This window comes from Achromobacter sp. SD115, assembly GCF_017355315.1.
Lineage (GTDB): Bacteria > Pseudomonadota > Gammaproteobacteria > Burkholderiales > Burkholderiaceae_B > Achromobacter > Achromobacter xylosoxidans_B.
The window spans coordinates 50,613-66,401 of sequence record NZ_JADIJM010000009.1; the positions used below are offsets into that span (position 1 = coordinate 50,613).

Sequence of the window (15,789 nt, forward strand, 5' to 3'; positions counted from 1 at the left end):
CTACTCGAATCGGACGCGGGGGTCGGCCAGCGTGTAGGAAATGTCGGCCAGGATCAGCCCCACGATGTAGAGGGCGGCGCCCAGGAACACCATGGCGCGCACGATGGAGAAGTCCTGCGCGTTGATGGCGTCGATGGTGTAGCTGCCCAGGCCCGGAATGCCGAAGAAGGACTCCGCGATCAGGCTGCCCATGAACAGCAGCGGCAAGGCCGCCACCGTGCTGGTCAGGATGGGCAGCATGGCGTTGCGCAGCACATGCCGGAACAGCACGATGCGTTCGGCCAGCCCCTTGGAGCGCGCGGTGCGCACATAGTCCTTGCCGATCTCTTCCAGGAACAGGGTTCGGTAGAAGCGCGCTTCCGGCCCCAGCCGCGACACGATTGCGACCAGCACCGGCAGCGCCAGGAACTTGACCACGTCCAGCCCGCCCGAAAAGCCCGAGAACGGCACCAGCCGCAGCAGCTTGGCGAAGACCCACTGGCCGGCGATGATGTAGAACAGGCTGGATATGGACAGCAGCAGCACGCAGACCACCACGCCCCAGAAGTCGAGCCGGGTGGCGCGGAAATACACCAGCGTCAGCGAAAAAACGATGCTGACGAACAGCCCCAGGAAAAAGGTAGGCACTGCCAGGGCCAGGCTGGGCCCCATGCGCGTCTTGATTTCGCGGCCGATGTCGCGGCCGCCGTCGGACGCGCCGAAGTCCATGACCAGCAAGGGCACCGAGCGCTGGTAGAACACCGTGTCGGTCAGCTGGGCCGCGCCTTCCGCCTTGGCATTGAAGAACAGCGGCTTGTCATAGCCGCGCTCGGCCTTCCATTTTTCCACCGCGTCCTGGTTGACGCGCTGCCCGCCGATGGCGAGCCGCGCCATGTCGTCGGGCGTGTTCACGGCGAAGAACAGGACGAAGGTGAAAAGGTTCACGCCGATCAGGATCAGCACGCCGTACAGCAACCGGCGGATCACGTAGCCGATCATGATTGATGCTCCTTGCCCAGGGCCGGCGTGAATGCCGTCTGGCGTTCGCGCCGCTTCAGCGCCACATACGAAGGCCAGATGGCCAGCGCCAGCAACAGCGCGAACAGGCCGATCGGCCACCACCGCGGATAGTTCCACTCATCGATCTTCTGCTGCCTCAGGGCGGCATCGATTTTCATGTACTGAAGCGTGTTGCGGACCATCTGGGTCGGCTTGGCGTTGCCGACCCACTGCTGGTAGGCGCCGCCCGACATCGGGAAGTAGCCGAACATCCAGGGCGCATCGCGCTGCACGATGGCAATCATCCTGGCGATGAGCTGTGCCTTTTCGGGACCGTCGTCCAGGAACTTCATCTGCTCGAAGAGGCGGTCGAACTCGGGGCTGGCGTAGTTGGCCGCGTTCTCGCCGCCGCCCTTGGCCTTGGCATTGGGGCCGTAGAGCAGGAACAGGAAGTTCTCGGCGTCGGGATAATCGGCGTTCCAGCCCCACAGGAAGATCTGCGCCGACCCGCGCATCATCTTGTCCTGGAATCGGTTGTAATCGGTGGCGCGCACGTCCAGCTGCACGCCGATCTTGGCCAGCTGGCGCCGCATCCAGTCGAACTGGGGATTGGAACCGCCGCCCTGCATCGAGTCGTAATAGAGCACCAGCGGCGCGCCCGTCTTGGCATTGCGGCCGTCGGGGTAGCCGGCCTCGGCCAGCAGGCGGCGGGCCACGTCCACCGACTTGCGCACGGGCTTGCCGTCCACCAGGTCGTAGACCACGGGATTCACGCCTTCGGGCGGTTCGCGGTAGCCGAGCACGCCCGGCGGCACCGGGCCGTAAGCCACCGAGGCCTGGCTGTTCTCGAACACGGCGACGTACTCTTCCCAGTCGAACGCGATGCTGATGGCCTGGCGCAGCTTGCGATTCCTTTCTTCCTGTTCCGGCGTGTCGCCCTTGCCCACCACCGGGTCCAGCCAGTTGAAGCCCATGTACCAGTTGGCGGTCTCGACGGTCGTCGGCAGCTTGATGCCATGTTCGCTGTACAGGCGCGCCTTGTCCTGGCTGTCGCCCGCCGCGACCAGCATGGCCACGCCGTACTCGCCGCGCTCGATCTGCGGCACGTCGTAATAGCCCTGCAAGAACTTGCCGGTCAGCGGGATGGCTTCCTTTTCAACGCTGAATTCCGCGCGGTCGATGAAAGGCGTGGGCTTGCCGCAATCGGCCAGCAGGCCGGCGGCCGCGTCGCCGGGCTCGCCTTCGCAGGGATAGGGCTCGCCATGGAAATTGGGATTGCGGCCCAGCACGTGGCGGCGGTTCTGCAGCGACTCCACCAGCATGTACGGCCCTGTCCCCACCGGCCAGGTGTTGAACGACAGGTCGTGCGCCCCCATGCCCGGCTGGCTGTAGAAGCGGTCGGCTTCCCAAGGAATCGGCGCGGTGAAGGTCATGGCCAGCCAGTACTTGAACTGCGGATACTTGCCGTTGACGCGGATGCGCAGCGTGTGCGGATCCAGCGCCTGCACGCCCGTGAAGCCGTCGGCCTCGCGCAGGTCCAGCCAGGGCGGCGCGCCGGCCCCGCCCGGCATGTCGCGCCGCAGCGCCTGGTCGCGCTGGCGCAGCCGGTCCGCATATTCCTTCAGGCCGGCCACATGCTCGGTCATCAGGCTGGAAATCGGCGACACCACGCGCGGGCTGACCAGGCGCCGGAAGGCGTAGACGTAGTCGTCGGCCGTCAGTTCGCGCGAGCCGGTCCGCGGGAAGTCGGGAATGTAGAACTTGTCGTCCAGCTCGCCCGCGGCCAGCGGAAAGTAGTCGTAGCTGCCGTCGGTCTTGCGGGCGAAGGCCGGATGCGGCGCGTAGCGCGCGCCGGGCCGGATCTTGATGTCGTAGACGCTTTGCGCGATCTGCTCGCCCGGGGTGTCGGCAGGCAGGGTGTTGCCTTGCGCGTCCAGGTAGACGGGCGGGTCGATGGACGCCGCCGCGCGCGGCACCAGTTCGTAGGGTCGCTTCAGATAGTGGTAGCCGTACAGCGTCTCATAGATGTTGTACGTATAAGGGGTTTCGTCGCCGGAATAAGAGCTGGCCGGGTCCAGGTACTTCGGCGAACGCTTGACGAAGGCGGAAAACAGCGTGTTCTGGCTTTCGGCGCCGGACGGATACGGGCTGTTGATGGGGCTTTCTTGCGAGCAGCCCGCCAACGCCAGCGACAGCAGCATGGCCGCCGCCCAGAGCCGCTTCAATGCACGCATGGAAACCTTCCCTTCGAATCGTTGCGACAGAGGATAGCAAACACGGGCCGGGGCCCATACCCAGGCATCCCCCAGGGCCGCTGGCGCGCACGAGCGGCTGCGCGGCCCGGCCCCCGCGGCCTCAGCCGCACTGGCGCTGCCGCCAGCAGTCGTAGCGCCACTTCCAGGGTTGCATGGCGCCGGGCTGCGCCCACAGGCCGCGCCCGGCCGCCTTGGCCTGGCGCTGCAGGTCCGGCATGGCCTTGTCGCGCAGGTAGTCGCCCTGGCGCGCGGTGTAGGCCCAGGCGTAACCGGCCTCCACCTGCAGGCGGTTGGCCGAGCGCCCGTCATCCAGGATCAGGGCGCAGACTTCCCGGCCGTACTGGTCCTTCTCGTAGCATTGCGCGGTAAGCGTCTTGCCCGCGACCAAACCTGCCAGGTTCTTGCGCGCGGCCTCGGCATAGGGCTGCCCGGGCTGGTCGGACCCATGGCCCTCTTCGGGAGCGTCGATGCTGTCCATGCGGATGCGGTGCTGGCCGTCAGGCGCGCGCAGGGTCACGGTATCGCCGTCGGCCACGTTCACGATCATGCCCGTGAGCGTATAGCTGCCCTGCGGGATGCCGCCAGCCAGCGTTGCGCCCGGCCGGCTCGGGGCTGAAGAAGTCGGACGTTCGGCCCGGTCCTGCCCGTCCCGCCCCGAAGGCTGCAGCCAATTGACGATGGCGCCCGCCGCCGCAAGTATCAGGGCGACGATCAGGGCGGTCAGCTTGCTGCCGCCGCGAAAGTTAGGTTTGCCACGCACCGCCAGCGCTCCAGGTAGGAAAACGCAGGCAGTTTGCCATAAAGGCCCCGGCCCCGGCGGCCTGACCGGGGCGTCGGCGCTACAGCCAGCCCGACTTGCGGAAGCGCCAATACAGGACCGAACAGATCGAGATAATGACGCCCAGCGTGACCGGATAGCCCCAGGGCGATTTCAGTTCGGGCATGAATTCGAAGTTCATGCCGTAGATGCCGGCGATGGCCGTGGGCACCGCCAGGATGGCGGCCCAGGACGCCAGCTTGCGGGTGGTGTCGTTCTGCGCGGCCTGGCCTATCATCAGGCTGGCTTCAAAGGCGAAGGCGAGGGATTCGCGCAGCGAGTTGAACAGTTCGTCCACCCGCAGCACGCGGTCGGCGACTTCGCCGAAGTACGGACGGGCATGTTCGTCCACCGCCGACATCTCGACCCGCGCCAACCGGCGACAGATCTCGGCCAGCGGCGACACCACGGTGTGGATGCGCAGCAGGTCGCGGCGCTGGCGGTACAGCCTGCGGATGTCCGAGTCCTTGGCGCCGCGGATCAGCAGCTTCTGCTCGGCGCCCTCGACCACGGATTCGATCTTGCCGGCCGCCGCGACGTAGCGGTCCACCAGCCAGTCCAGCAGTTCCGAAGCCACATAGTCGCTGCCGCGCTTGAGCAGGTCGGGCGACGCTTCCAGCCGTTCACGCAAGGGGCTGTGGCCAGCGGTGGCGCCGCGCCGCACCGTGACCAGGAAGCCGTCGCCGATGAGGAACTGGGTCTCGCCGAAAATGGGACGCTCGGCCTCGACCTCCACCGTGATGGCGACGATCAGGATCATATTGCCGTAGTCGATGATCTTCGGCCGCCGGTGCGATTCCAGCATTTCTTCCTGGTTCTTGTCGCAGGCGCCGAGCTCGCTGGCGACCTTGGCCAGCATTTCGGGGCGCGGATTGCGCAGGCCGATCCACAGCATGCCGTGGTCCTGGCTGACGTACTGGGCGACTTCATCGATCGGGACCTCGCGGTCCCGCCGTCCGTTCACGTAGGCGATCGACGCGACGACTTCTCTCTTCGAGTCGTCGGCGGCATGTTCTTCAGTAGCCATAAACACCCTTTAGCAATGCGATCCCTGCCGGACAGCTTATATATCGGGCGATGATAGCCCAGCCTAGGAGAACAGGTTGCGCACCCGCTTGGCCACGTCCACGCTGGGCGCCTGCGGTTCCTTGGGCACGCCGCGCCCTTCGGGCAGGTCCGGCGGTTTGGGCAGGTGATCGAACAGCGGCAGCATCGCATTGGTGATGTAGCGCGTGCGCGATCCGTAGACGTGCCGGTCGCCCATGCCAGTCTGCTGGTGTACGTAGAAGCGCTGCGGCACGATCAGCTGCAGGCGTTCCTTGGCGCGCGTCATGGCCACATACAGCAGGCGGCGCTCTTCCTCGATTTCCTCGGCCGTGCCGGTGCTCATGTCGGACGGGATGCAGCCGTCGACCACGTTCAGGACGTAGACCGCCTTCCATTCCTGGCCCTTGGCGGAATGGATGGTGGACAGGATCATGTAGTCCTCGTCGCGATGCGGCGCACCGGATTCGTCGCTGGTCGCGTCCGGCGGGTCCAGCGTCAGCTCGGTCAGGAAGCGTTCGCGCGTGCCGTAGCCGGCGGCGATGCGCGCCAACTGGTCCAGGTCCGCGCGGCGCACGCGCGCATCGTCGTACAGGCGTTCCAGCTGCGCGCCATACCAGCGCAAGGCCAGGTCCACATCAGCAGGCCATTTGAGCGCGGGATCGCACAGCGCCGCGTACGTGTCGGCGAACGCGCCCCACTCGCCCTGCGCCGCCGCGCCCGGCTTGAACTCGCGCAAGGCGCGCAGGGGTTCGGCGGAGGCCGACATGGCGTCCATCAGCTTGCCGGCGGTGGCCGGGCCGATGCCGGGCAACAATTGCGCCACGCGAAAGCCCGCCATGCGGCCGCGCGGATTCTCCGCCCAGCGCAGCAGCGACAGCAGGTCCTTGACGTGCGCGGCCTCCAGGAAGCGCAGGCCGCCGAACTTCACGAAGGGGATGTTGCGGCGGGTCAGCTCCAGTTCCAGCGCGGCGCTGTGGCTGGCGGTGCGGAACAGCGCTGCCTGCGACTTGAGCGTGGCCCCGCCCTCGCGCTGCGCCAGCACCTGGTCGGCCACCCAGCGCGCCTGGCCGGCTTCGTCGCTGACCGTCACCAGTTCGGGCAACTGGGACGACTTGCGGTCGGTCCACAGGTCCTTGGCGTAGCGCTCCGTGGCCAGGCCGATGACGGCGTTGGACGCGTTCAGGATGGGCTGCGTGGAACGGTAGTTGCGGTCCAGCGTGATGACGCGCGCCGGCGTGGGGAACTGCCCCGGAAAGTCCAGGATATTGCGCACCGTGGCCGCGCGGAACGAATAAATGGATTGGGCATCGTCGCCCACCACCGTCAGGCCGCGGCCGTCGGGCTTCATGGCCATCAGGATGGCGGACTGCAGGCGGTTGGTGTCCTGGTACTCATCGACCAGCACATGGTCGAAGCGCGCCCCCACGTCGGCCGCGATGCCGGGATCGCCCATCATCTCGGCCCAGTAAAGCAGCAGGTCGTCGTAGTCCAGCACCTGCTGGTCCTGCTTGGCCGCGACGTAGGCGCGGAACAGGTTCTTGAGTTCGTCCTCCCATTGCGCGCACCAGGGGAACGCTGTCTTCAGCACGTCGGCCACTGGCGTCTGGCTGTTGACCACGCGCGAATAGATGGCCAGGCAGGTGCCTTTGAGCGGAAAGCGCGACTTGGTGGACGACAGCCCCAGCTCGTGACGCACCATGCCCATCAGGTCCTCGGCGTCGCCGCGGTCATGGATGGTGAAGGCTTCGGACAGCCCGATGCGTTGCGCGCAATCGCGCAGCAGGCGCGCGCCGATGGCATGGAAGGTGCCGGCCCAGGGCAGCGACGGCGCCTGCTGCGTGGCGCGCAGCTTCATCACCCGCTGCAGCACCGAGCCCACGCGCCGCTCCATTTCCAGCGCCGCGCGGCGCGAGAAGGTCAGGAGCAGCATGCGTTGCGGATCGGCGCCGTTGAGGATCAGGTGCGCCACCCGGTGGGCCAGCGTATTGGTCTTGCCCGAACCGGCGCCGGCGATCACCAGCAAGGGGCCGTCGTCGCCCGGCGCGCCGGCCACGCCGAATTCGGCGGCCTCGCGTTGGGCGGGATTGAGATCGGCCAGGGGATCGGGGCGCTCGGCGGACGGGGAGGACGTATCGGTTTGGTCGGACATGGGGCGGGGCCGCAGCATGGCAGCCGCTGAAAACGGCGAGCCCGGACATTGCCGGGCTTCGGATGAACACTGTATATTTATACAGAATTTTTCCGATAAAGTCTGATTTGCCCGTGCCATGCGCCTCTTGACCGGCACTGCCTCCTGGACCGACCCCACCCTGCTGGCCTGCGGCCGCTTCTACCCGCCGGAGGTCCGCAGCGCCGAAGCGCGGCTGCGCTTCTATGCCTCGCGCTTCCCCATGGCCGAGGTCGATTCCAGCTACTACGCCATGCCCACGGCCGAAAACGCCTATCTCTGGACACAGCGCACGCCTGAAGATTTCGTCTTCAATATCAAGGCCTTCCGGCTATTCACTGGCCATCAGACTCCACTTTCCTCACTACCGGCGGATATCCGCCGCGAGCTGCCGGACTGGCCCGAGCCCGTCATCTACCACGACCGGATGCCTGCGGATCTGCGCGACGAACTCTGGCGCCGCTACCAGCTTGCGCTGGAACCCTTGCGCATGGCGGACAAGCTGGGCGCGGTGCATTTCCAATTTCCGCCCTGGATCCGGCGCGACGCGCGCGGCCGGGCGCGGGTCGCCGACTGCGCGCGGCGCATGGAGGACCATCTGGTCTCGATGGAATTCCGCCACCGCAGCTGGTTCGAGTCGCCCTCGGCCACCGCGGACACGCTGGCCTTCGAGCGCGAACTGGGGGTGGCGCATACAGTGGTGGACAGCCCGCAAGGCTTTGAGAACACCGTGCCCGCGGTCTGGGAATGCACTCACCCGGAACTGACGCTGCTGCGCCTGCATGGGCGCAACACGGCCACCTGGAACGTGTCGGGCGCCGCGTCCTCGGGGCGCTTCCAATATGAATACTCGGAACAGGAACTGGCCGAACTGGCCGAGCGCTTCTCGCGGCTGGCGGCGCAAAGCGCGCAAGCGCACGCGGTCTTCAACACCAACTTTGAAGATCAGGGCATGCGCAACGCCGCGGCCTTCGCGGCGGCGCTAGCGCCCGCCTGACACCGCCAGCGCCGCAGGCGCGCGCGCCACTTCGTTCAGGCTTTCCAGCAACACTTCGAACTTGCGCGCGATATCGTGCTCGGGCACGCAGGCGTAGCCCAGCAACAGGCCCGGCCGGCGGCCCTCGTCGTTGACGTAATAGCGCGACAGCGCGCGCGTCAGCACGCCCTTGCCGCGCGCCACGTCCACCACGCGCAGGTCGTCCATGTCCTCGGGCAGCGTCAACACCAGGTGCAACCCCGCCATACTGGCGTCGCGGTGCAGCCAGTCGGGTCCCAGCCGCCGTTCGATCAGGTTGACCAGCATGGCGCGGCGGCGCCCGTACAGCATGCGCATGCGGCGGATGTGGGCGGCGTAGTGGCCTTCCGAGATGAACGTGGCCAGGGCCGCGTGCGTCATCAGATGCCCTTCGCGGTACAGCTCCGCGTGCGCCGCCTGGAACGCGGCGGTCAGGGTCTTGGGCAGCACCAGATAGCCCACGCGCAGGCCCGGGTACAGGGTCTTGCTGAAGGTGCCCATGTAGATCACGGGCGCGTCCGGTTCCAGCCCCAGCAGCGAGGCGATGGGCCGGCCGGAGAAGCGGAATTCGCTGTCGTAATCGTCCTCGATGATCCAGCTGCCGCTTTGCCGCGCCACCGCCAGCAGTTGGCGCCGGCGCGTCAGTGACATGACCGGCCCCAGCGGGTACTGGTGCGAAGGGGTGACGAAGATGAAGCGCGGCGGCGTGCCCACGGTCTCCGGCAGGCGCATGCCCTCCTCGTCCACCGGCAGGTGCACGGTATGCAGGCCATTGGCCTGCAGCACGGTGCGCGCGCCCCAGTAGCCCGGGTCCTCGACCCAGGCGGTCTCGCCGGCCTCGCCCAGGATGCGGGTGGTCAGGTCGATGGCCTGGTGCGAGCCCTCGGTGATGATGATCTGCTCGGGGTCGCAATCGATCGAGCGGGTCAGCGCCAGATGCTGCGCCAGCGCCTCGCGCAGGGCCGGCAGCCCGCCGCCGTAGGCGTAGGTCAGCAGGTCGGGCGAGGGATTGCGCCACAAGGCGCTGAAAATGCGGCCGAACTTCTTGTGCGGGAACTCGGTCAGGTCCGGCACGCCGGGCATGAAGGCGCCCCATTGGTAGGGCGAGGCCGAAACGCCGTCGACGATGGCGGCGCCGCGCGGCGACAGCGCTGGACGCGCTTGCGCCGGCGGCGGCTGGCTTTTGCGCCGGCCGCTGGCCAGGTAGGAATCCGGGACCGAGGCATTGACGAAGGTGCCGTTGCCCTGGCGGCTGCGGGTGTAGCCTTCGGCCAGCAGCTGGCTGTAGACGTGGACCACCGTGTTGCGGGCGATGCCGAGCTCGGCCGCCAGGTCGCGCGAGGCGGGCAGGCGCGAGTCCGCGGCAATGGCCCCATCCAGGATGGCTTCCCGGATGCCGCGGTACAGCCGCTTGTTCATGGGCTCGCTGGAGCCGTCCGCCAGCCGCAGCTGCAGCAAGTCACCGACGATGGACCGCAATTGGTTCTACCTGATTTATAAAAGTGGTTCCCACAAGTGGGGCCATCGTAGCATTAAATAAGGTTTTCCCGCCCATCATGCTCGCAGAGGCTGAGATGAAGAATCAGGACCTGAATACCCGCCGTTCCCTGGCCACGCCGCGCGGCGTCGGCGTCATGTGCGACTTCTACGCGGTGCGCGCCGAAAACGCCACCCTGTGGGACGCCAATGGCAAGGAATACATCGATTTCGCAGGCGGCATCGCCGTCCTGAACACGGGCCATCTGCACCCGAAGATCAAGGCCGCGGTCGCCGCGCAGCTGGACAACTTCACGCACACGGCCTACCAGATCGTGCCGTACGAAGGCTATGTCTCGCTGGCCGAGCGCATCAACCGCCTCGCCCCCATCGACGGCCTGAAGAAGAGCGCCTTCTTCACCACCGGCGTGGAAGCCGTCGAAAACGCCGTCAAGATCGCGCGTTCGGCCACCGGCCGCTCGGGCGTCATCGCCTTCTCGGGCTCGTTCCATGGCCGCACCATGCTGGGCATGGCGCTGACCGGCAAGGTCGCCCCGTACAAGCTGTCGTTCGGCCCGATGCCCGGCGACATCTATCACGTGCCCTTCCCCAACGCCACCCAGTCCATCAGCGTGGCGGACTCGCTCAAGGCGCTAGACCTGCTGTTCAAGTGCGATATCGATCCCAAGCGCGTTGCGGCCATCATCATCGAACCGGTGCAGGGTGAAGGCGGCTTCAACATCACCCCGCCCGAGCTGATGACGGCGCTGCGCAAGCTCTGCGACGAGCACGGCATCCTGCTGATCGCCGACGAAGTCCAGACCGGCTTCGGCCGCACCGGCAAGCTGTTCGCCATGGAGCACCACTCGGTCCAGGCCGACCTGATCACCATGGCCAAGAGCCTGGGCGGCGGCTTCCCGATATCGGGCGTGGTCGGCCGCGCCGACGTCATGGACGCGCCCGCCGCCGGCGGCCTGGGCGGCACCTACGCCGGCAACCCGCTGGCGGTCGCCGCGGCGCATGCCGTGCTGGACGTGATCGCCGAGGAAAAGCTGTGCGAACGCGCCGACGCCCTGGGCGACAAGCTGCGCGCGCATCTGGAAGGCCTGCGCGCCAAGGTTCCGGGCATCGCCGACGTGCGCGGCCTGGGTTCCATGGTCGCCCTGGAACTGAACGATCCCGCCACCGGCAAGCCGGACGCGGAAGCGGTCAAGCGCGTGCAAGCCCGCGCCATCGAAAAGGGTCTGATTTTGCTAAGCTGCGGTGTGTACGGCAACGTCCTGCGCTTCCTGTACCCCTTGACCATCCCCGACGCCCAGTTCGATCGCGCGCTGGCCATCCTGTCCGAGGCGCTCGCCGCCTGACGCACAGGGCCTGAACTTACCGGTATTCCGGCGGGCAGGCACAAGTTTTGCGGGCGTAGCGGGTTATCCGCCACGCCCGTAAACGTTTCCTGGCCCACCGCATCCCTTCAAGGAGACTGCAACAATGACCGCACTGACTCATCCCCTGGCGCGCCCCGACCTGCTGCGCGACGCCTGCTACATCGACGGCAAATGGGTAGCCGCCGGCAACGGCCCGTCCATCCCCGTGGACAATCCCTCCACCGGCAAGACCATCGTGTCCGTGCCCAAGCTGGGCCGCAAGGAAGCGGAACAGGCCATCGCCAGCGCCGAGGCCGCGCTGCCCGCCTGGAGCGCCAAGACCGGCAAGGAACGTGCCGCGATCCTGCTGAAGTGGGCCCAGCTCATGATGCAGAACCAGCAAGACCTGGCCGCCATCATGACCTCCGAGCAGGGCAAGCCCGTGACCGAGGCCGCCGGCGAAATCGCCTATGCCGCCTCGTTCCTGGAGTGGTTCGGCGAAGAAGCCAAGCGCATCGACGGCGACATCCTGCAAAGCCCCAAGGCCGGTCAGCGCCTGATGGCGCTCAAGCAGCCCATCGGCGTCACCGCCGCCATCACGCCGTGGAACTTCCCGGCCGCGATGATCACGCGCAAGGTCGGCCCGGCCCTGGCCGCCGGCTGCACCATGGTGGTCAAGCCCGCCCAACAGACCCCGCTGACCGCGTTGGCGCTGGCCGTGCTGGCTGAAGAAGCCGGCGTGCCCGCGGGCGTGTTCCACGTCATCACCGGCAGCTCGCGCGAAATCGGCGCAGCCCTGTGCGAAAGCGATGTGGTGCGCAAGCTGAGCTTCACCGGCTCCACCGAAGTCGGCCGCACGCTGATGGAACAATGCGCGCCCACCATCAAGAAGCTGTCGTTGGAACTGGGCGGCAACGCGCCCTTCATCGTGTTCGACGACGCCGACCTGGATCGCGCCATCGACGGCATCCTGGCCTCCAAGTACCGCAACGCCGGCCAGACCTGCGTCTGCGCCAACCGCATCTACGTGCAGGCCGGCGTCTATGAAGAGATCGCCAAGCGCCTGGTCGCCAAGGTCGAAGCCATGAAGGTCGGCGACGGCTTCGCCGACGGCGTGACCCAAGGTCCGCTGATCGACAGCAGCGCCGTGGAAAAGGTGCAGGAGCACATCGCCGACGCGACGTCGCACGGTGCCAAGGTAATCGCCGGCGGCAAGCCGCATGCGCTGGGCGGCACCTTCTTCGAACCGACCGTGGTGCGCGACGTGACCCAGTCCATGCGTTTCGCGACCGAGGAAACCTTCGGCCCGGTGGCCCCGCTGTTCCGCTTCGAAACGGAACAGGAAGTCATCGGCATGGCCAACGACACCATCTTCGGCCTGGCCGCCTACTTCTACACCCGCGACTACGCCCGCATCTGGCGCGTGTCCGAAGCGCTGGAGTACGGCATCGTCGGCATCAACACCGGCATCATCTCCAACGAAGTCGGCCCCTTCGGTGGCGTCAAGCAATCCGGCCTGGGCCGCGAAGGCTCCAAGTACGGCATCGAAGAGTATCTGGAGATCAAGTACCTCTGCGTCGACCTGGGCGCCTGAACGGCCCCTGAAGCGCGGCCCTCGCAGGCATCCGCCGGCGAGGGCCGCGCGCATTTCTTGCGCCGGTTTCCGGAAGTCCGATATGTTGCATCCCGACCCGCGTCCGGCGTGGTAGATTTGCGCGTTCCCCGAACGAACGAGCCCGTATGAGCAGAACCTTTACCCGCGAGGACACCCGCCGGCTTGCCGCCATCCTGGCCGAAACGGCGCAGACGGAAGTCATGCCGCGCTTTCGCAATCTGCCGGAAGGCGCGGTGCGCGGCAAAAGCTCCGCGCGGGATCTGGTCACCGATGCCGACGAAGCCGCCGAACGCCTGATCGCGGCGCGCCTGGCCAAGCTGCATCCGGGCGCCGTGCTGATCGGCGAGGAAGCCTCGGCGCGCAACCCTGCCCTGCTCAACATGCTGGTCGACGCCGACCTGGCGTTCCTGATCGACCCCATCGACGGCACCCGCAACTACGTGGCGGGCCTGCCGCTGTTCGGCATGATGATCGCCGCTTGCCATCGCGGCGACGTGATCGCAGGCGTCATCTACGACCCGGTCAGCCGCGACAGCGCGCTGGCCGTACGCGGCGAAGGCGCCTGGATGGAATATGAAAACGGCAGGCAAGTCCCGCTCGCGGTGGCCAGCCCCGCGCCTCCGGACGACATGGACGGCCTGATCTCGACCGGCGCCCTGCCCGAGCCGCTGCGCACGACCGTCAACAGCAATCTGTCGCGGCTGGGCAGCACCGCCTCGCTGCGCTGCGCCGCGCACGAGTACCGCATGCTGGCCGCGGGGCATTGCCATATCGCGCTGTACAACCAGTTGACCGCCTGGGATCACGCGGCCGGCTGGCTGCTGCACCGCGAGGCGGGCGGCTACGCCGCGCACTTTGACGGATCCCCCTACAAGCCCACGCACCGCACGGGCGGCCTGCTGTACGCGCCGGACGCCGGCAGTTGGCACGCGGCTCGAAAAGCGCTGATGGGGGACATGGCGGAAGCCAGCGAGACTTGACAGATCGCCCCCGGGAACGTTCAAAAACTCGGGGTTATCCCTAGGAATTATCCACAGTTCCTGTGGACAACCCTATGGAAAGGTCTGTAACAGCGGAAAAAAACCTTTTCAGGGCAAGCACTTGCTTAGACCGGTCAAAAACCGGCCGGCCGCGGGCCGCCTTACAGCGCGTCCAGGGCCTCGGCGCAAGGCAGTTCCACCTTGAGGGTCAGCATGCTGTCGGCGCGGGTGCGCCCCAGGTTGATGGCCGCTATCGGCATGCCGTTGCGCGAGGCCGCCGACACGAAGCGGTAGCCCGAATACACCATCAATGAAGAACCCACCACCAGCACCGCGTCGGCGTTCATGAGGCCGGCGTTGGCGCGGTCCACCCGCTCGCGCGGCACGGTTTCTCCAAAGAACACCACGTCGGGTTTGACCACGCCGCTGCAGCGCGGACAGGGCGGCACCTTGAAGCGCGCAAAATCTTCGCCTTCCAGATCGGCGTCGCCGTCGGGCGCGTCCGTGGCATCCAGCAGCATCCAGTCCGGATTGCCGTCCTGCAGCGCCTCCTGCCAGGCCTGGCGGCCGCCGCGCCAATCGCAGGCCATGCAGCGCACCTCGTCGAGCCGGCCGTGCAGGTCCACGACCTCGCGGCTGCCGGCGGCCTCGTGCAGGCCATCGACGTTCTGCGTCACCAGCACCGAGACGCGGCCGCGCGATTCCAGCCGCGCCAGCGCCCGGTGCGAGGTATTGGGCTGCACGTGGCCAAAGCGGCGCCAGCCCACCATGCTGCGCGCCCAGTAGCGCGCCCGCGCCAGTTCGCCGCCCATGAAGGTCTGCAGCGTCATGGGCGGCTTGCGCTTCCATTCGCCTTCGGTGTCGCGGTAGTCGGGGATGCCGGAGTCGGTGCTGACGCCCGCTCCCGTCAGCACGAACAGCCGCGGATGGCGGTCGACGAAGCCGCGCAGCGCGGCCAGATCAGAGACTCGTGTGTCCATCCAGGCTCCTCAGTGCCGGCCACTACAAATGGCGGCCACCGCAACATGGCGGCCACCGCAAAAATGGCGGCCACCGCAAAACGGCGGCCGCCGCAAATGTCACTCAGCCGCCCAGGCCGCAGTCGGGCATGTCGCTGACCAGGCTGGCCTGGGTCACGTTGCTGCCGGGCGGCACGCTGCGGGTCAGCCAGACGTTGCCGCCGATGGTCGAGCCCTTGCCGATGGTGACGCGGCCGAGAATCGTCGCGCCAGCGTAGATCACCACGTCGTCCTCGATCAAGGGGTGGCGCGCCAGGCCCTTCTTGAGTTCGCCGTTTTCGCCGGGCGGGAAGCGCTTGGCGCCCAGGGTGACCATTTGATAGAGGCGCACGCGGTCGCCGATGATGGCGGTCTCGCCGATCACGACGCCGGTGCCGTGGTCGATGAAGAAGCTGCGGCCGATGGTGGCGCCCGGGTGGATGTCGATGCCCGTGTCCGCATGCGCGATCTCCGCCACGATGCGCGCCAGCATCGGCGCGCCCAGGCGGTACAGCACGTTGGCCAGGCGGTGATGGATCATCGCCGCCACGCCCGGATAGCACAGCAGCACTTCGTCCACGTTGTGCGCGGCCGGGTCGCCCTGGTAGGCGGCGGTCACGTCCAGGTCCAGCGCGGCGCGCACGCGCGGCAACTCAGCGCCGAACTGCCGCACGATCTCGATGGCGCGTTGGCGCGTATCCGCGGGTTCCGCCTGTTCGGGCCGGCCCACGTATTGCAGCTCAAGACAGACCTGGTGCAGCAACGCGTCCAGCGCCGCGCCGATGGTATGCCCGACATAGAAGTCCTCGACCTCCTCGCGCAGGTCGATCGGACCCAGGCGCATCGGGAACAGGGCGCCACAGAGGTTCTTGACGATCTGGCGCAGGCTTTCCTGCGACGGAAACTCGCGCAGGCCGGCGTCTTCGCGCAGGCGGCCGCGCGGACCGCGCCAGGCCACGCGCGCCTGGTGCAGGCCGGACACGATGCTGTCCAGGTTCCAGTGGGCCGGCGCGTTGTAGGTCGGCCCGCTCATGACCGCGGCTCCTGCTGGGAGCCAGTAGACGGATTGAATTCAAA

General features: G+C 67.3%; 12 protein-coding genes. 4 read left to right on the forward strand and 8 right to left on the reverse strand.

All coding sequences use genetic code 11. The annotated features are described in order from the left end of the window. The 5 genes from IPU70_RS14540 to IPU70_RS14560 form a co-directional block, all read right to left on the reverse strand. Complete coding sequence (locus tag IPU70_RS14540) at positions 1-978, reverse strand: ABC transporter permease (RefSeq protein WP_207468214.1); 978 nt, start codon at positions 976-978, stop codon at positions 1-3. Beyond that, a complete protein-coding gene (locus IPU70_RS14545; RefSeq protein WP_207468216.1) occupies positions 975-3,212 on the reverse strand; it encodes an ABC transporter substrate-binding protein in 2,238 nt (745 codons plus the stop codon). Before IPU70_RS14545 ends, IPU70_RS14540 begins: the two co-directional genes overlap by 4 nt. Before the next feature lie 121 nt (positions 3,213-3,333). Next, positions 3,334-3,993: a thermonuclease family protein gene (locus IPU70_RS14550; RefSeq protein WP_207468218.1), complete on the reverse strand. Its 660-nt coding sequence runs from the start codon at positions 3,991-3,993 to the stop codon at positions 3,334-3,336. A gap of 79 nt (positions 3,994-4,072) precedes the next feature. Beyond that, positions 4,073-5,077, reverse strand: coding sequence for a magnesium and cobalt transport protein CorA (locus IPU70_RS14555; RefSeq protein ID WP_013395092.1), 1,005 nt, complete (start codon positions 5,075-5,077; stop codon positions 4,073-4,075). Between the two features lie 63 nt (positions 5,078-5,140). After that, a complete protein-coding gene (locus tag IPU70_RS14560) occupies positions 5,141-7,246 on the reverse strand; it encodes an ATP-dependent helicase (protein WP_207468220.1) in 2,106 nt (701 codons plus the stop codon). Between the two features lie 118 nt (positions 7,247-7,364). Here IPU70_RS14560 and IPU70_RS14565 point away from each other — a divergent pair, with 118 nt between their 5' ends. After that, positions 7,365-8,261 (forward strand): DUF72 domain-containing protein, encoded by an 897-nt coding sequence (locus IPU70_RS14565; protein ID WP_207468222.1) that lies wholly within the window; start codon positions 7,365-7,367, stop codon positions 8,259-8,261. On the opposite strand, the gene IPU70_RS14570 is transcribed toward IPU70_RS14565, so the two are convergent. Then, positions 8,247-9,758, reverse strand: coding sequence for a PLP-dependent aminotransferase family protein (locus tag IPU70_RS14570; RefSeq protein WP_371818950.1), 1,512 nt, complete (start codon positions 9,756-9,758; stop codon positions 8,247-8,249). The genes IPU70_RS14565 and IPU70_RS14570 overlap by 15 nt on opposite strands. 95 nt (positions 9,759-9,853) lie before the next feature. Here IPU70_RS14570 and IPU70_RS14575 point away from each other — a divergent pair, with 95 nt between their 5' ends. The 3 genes from IPU70_RS14575 (at position 9,854) to IPU70_RS14585 (ending at position 13,714) form a co-directional block, all read left to right on the forward strand. Continuing rightward, positions 9,854-11,119, forward strand: coding sequence for a 4-aminobutyrate--2-oxoglutarate transaminase (locus tag IPU70_RS14575; RefSeq protein WP_207468224.1), 1,266 nt, complete (start codon positions 9,854-9,856; stop codon positions 11,117-11,119). Between the two features lie 124 nt (positions 11,120-11,243). Next, positions 11,244-12,713, forward strand: a complete 1,470-nt coding sequence (locus IPU70_RS14580) for an NAD-dependent succinate-semialdehyde dehydrogenase (RefSeq protein WP_207468226.1) — start codon at positions 11,244-11,246, stop codon at positions 12,711-12,713. A gap of 146 nt (positions 12,714-12,859) precedes the next feature. Continuing rightward, a complete protein-coding gene (locus tag IPU70_RS14585; protein ID WP_207468227.1) occupies positions 12,860-13,714 on the forward strand; it encodes an inositol monophosphatase family protein in 855 nt (284 codons plus the stop codon). Positions 13,715-13,875: 161 nt separating this feature from the next. Here the strand turns inward: IPU70_RS14585 and IPU70_RS14590 are convergent, their stop codons facing one another. Continuing rightward, the gene (locus tag IPU70_RS14590) at positions 13,876-14,694 is read right to left on the reverse strand and encodes an NAD-dependent protein deacetylase (protein WP_207468229.1); all 819 of its coding nucleotides are present in this window, start codon (positions 14,692-14,694) and stop codon (positions 13,876-13,878) included. A gap of 103 nt (positions 14,695-14,797) precedes the next feature. Further along, positions 14,798-15,745: a serine O-acetyltransferase EpsC gene (gene epsC, locus IPU70_RS14595; RefSeq protein WP_207468231.1), complete on the reverse strand. Its 948-nt coding sequence runs from the start codon at positions 15,743-15,745 to the stop codon at positions 14,798-14,800. Between the last annotated feature and the right edge of the window lie 44 nt (positions 15,746-15,789).

Bases quoted from the DNA above. Each gene is read 5' to 3' on its own strand.
- IPU70_RS14540 (WP_207468214.1), bottom strand. From the start codon at position 978: ATGATCGGCTACGTGATCCGCCGGTTGCTGTACGGCGTGCTGATCCTG.
- IPU70_RS14560 (WP_207468220.1), bottom strand. From the start codon at position 7,246: ATGTCCGACCAAACCGATACGTCCTCCCCGTCCGCCGAGCGCCCCGAT.
- IPU70_RS14580 (WP_207468226.1), top strand. From the start codon at position 11,244: ATGACCGCACTGACTCATCCCCTGGCGCGCCCCGACCTGCTGCGCGAC.
- epsC (WP_207468231.1), bottom strand. From the start codon at position 15,745: ATGAGCGGGCCGACCTACAACGCGCCGGCCCACTGGAACCTGGACAGC.
- IPU70_RS14555 (WP_013395092.1), bottom strand. From the start codon at position 5,077: ATGGCTACTGAAGAACATGCCGCCGACGACTCGAAGAGAGAAGTCGTC.
- IPU70_RS14565 (WP_207468222.1), top strand. From the start codon at position 7,365: ATGCGCCTCTTGACCGGCACTGCCTCCTGGACCGACCCCACCCTGCTG.
- IPU70_RS14575 (WP_207468224.1), top strand. From the start codon at position 9,854: ATGAAGAATCAGGACCTGAATACCCGCCGTTCCCTGGCCACGCCGCGC.
- IPU70_RS14585 (WP_207468227.1), top strand. From the start codon at position 12,860: ATGAGCAGAACCTTTACCCGCGAGGACACCCGCCGGCTTGCCGCCATC.
- IPU70_RS14545 (WP_207468216.1), bottom strand. From the start codon at position 3,212: ATGCGTGCATTGAAGCGGCTCTGGGCGGCGGCCATGCTGCTGTCGCTG.
- IPU70_RS14590 (WP_207468229.1), bottom strand. From the start codon at position 14,694: ATGGACACACGAGTCTCTGATCTGGCCGCGCTGCGCGGCTTCGTCGAC.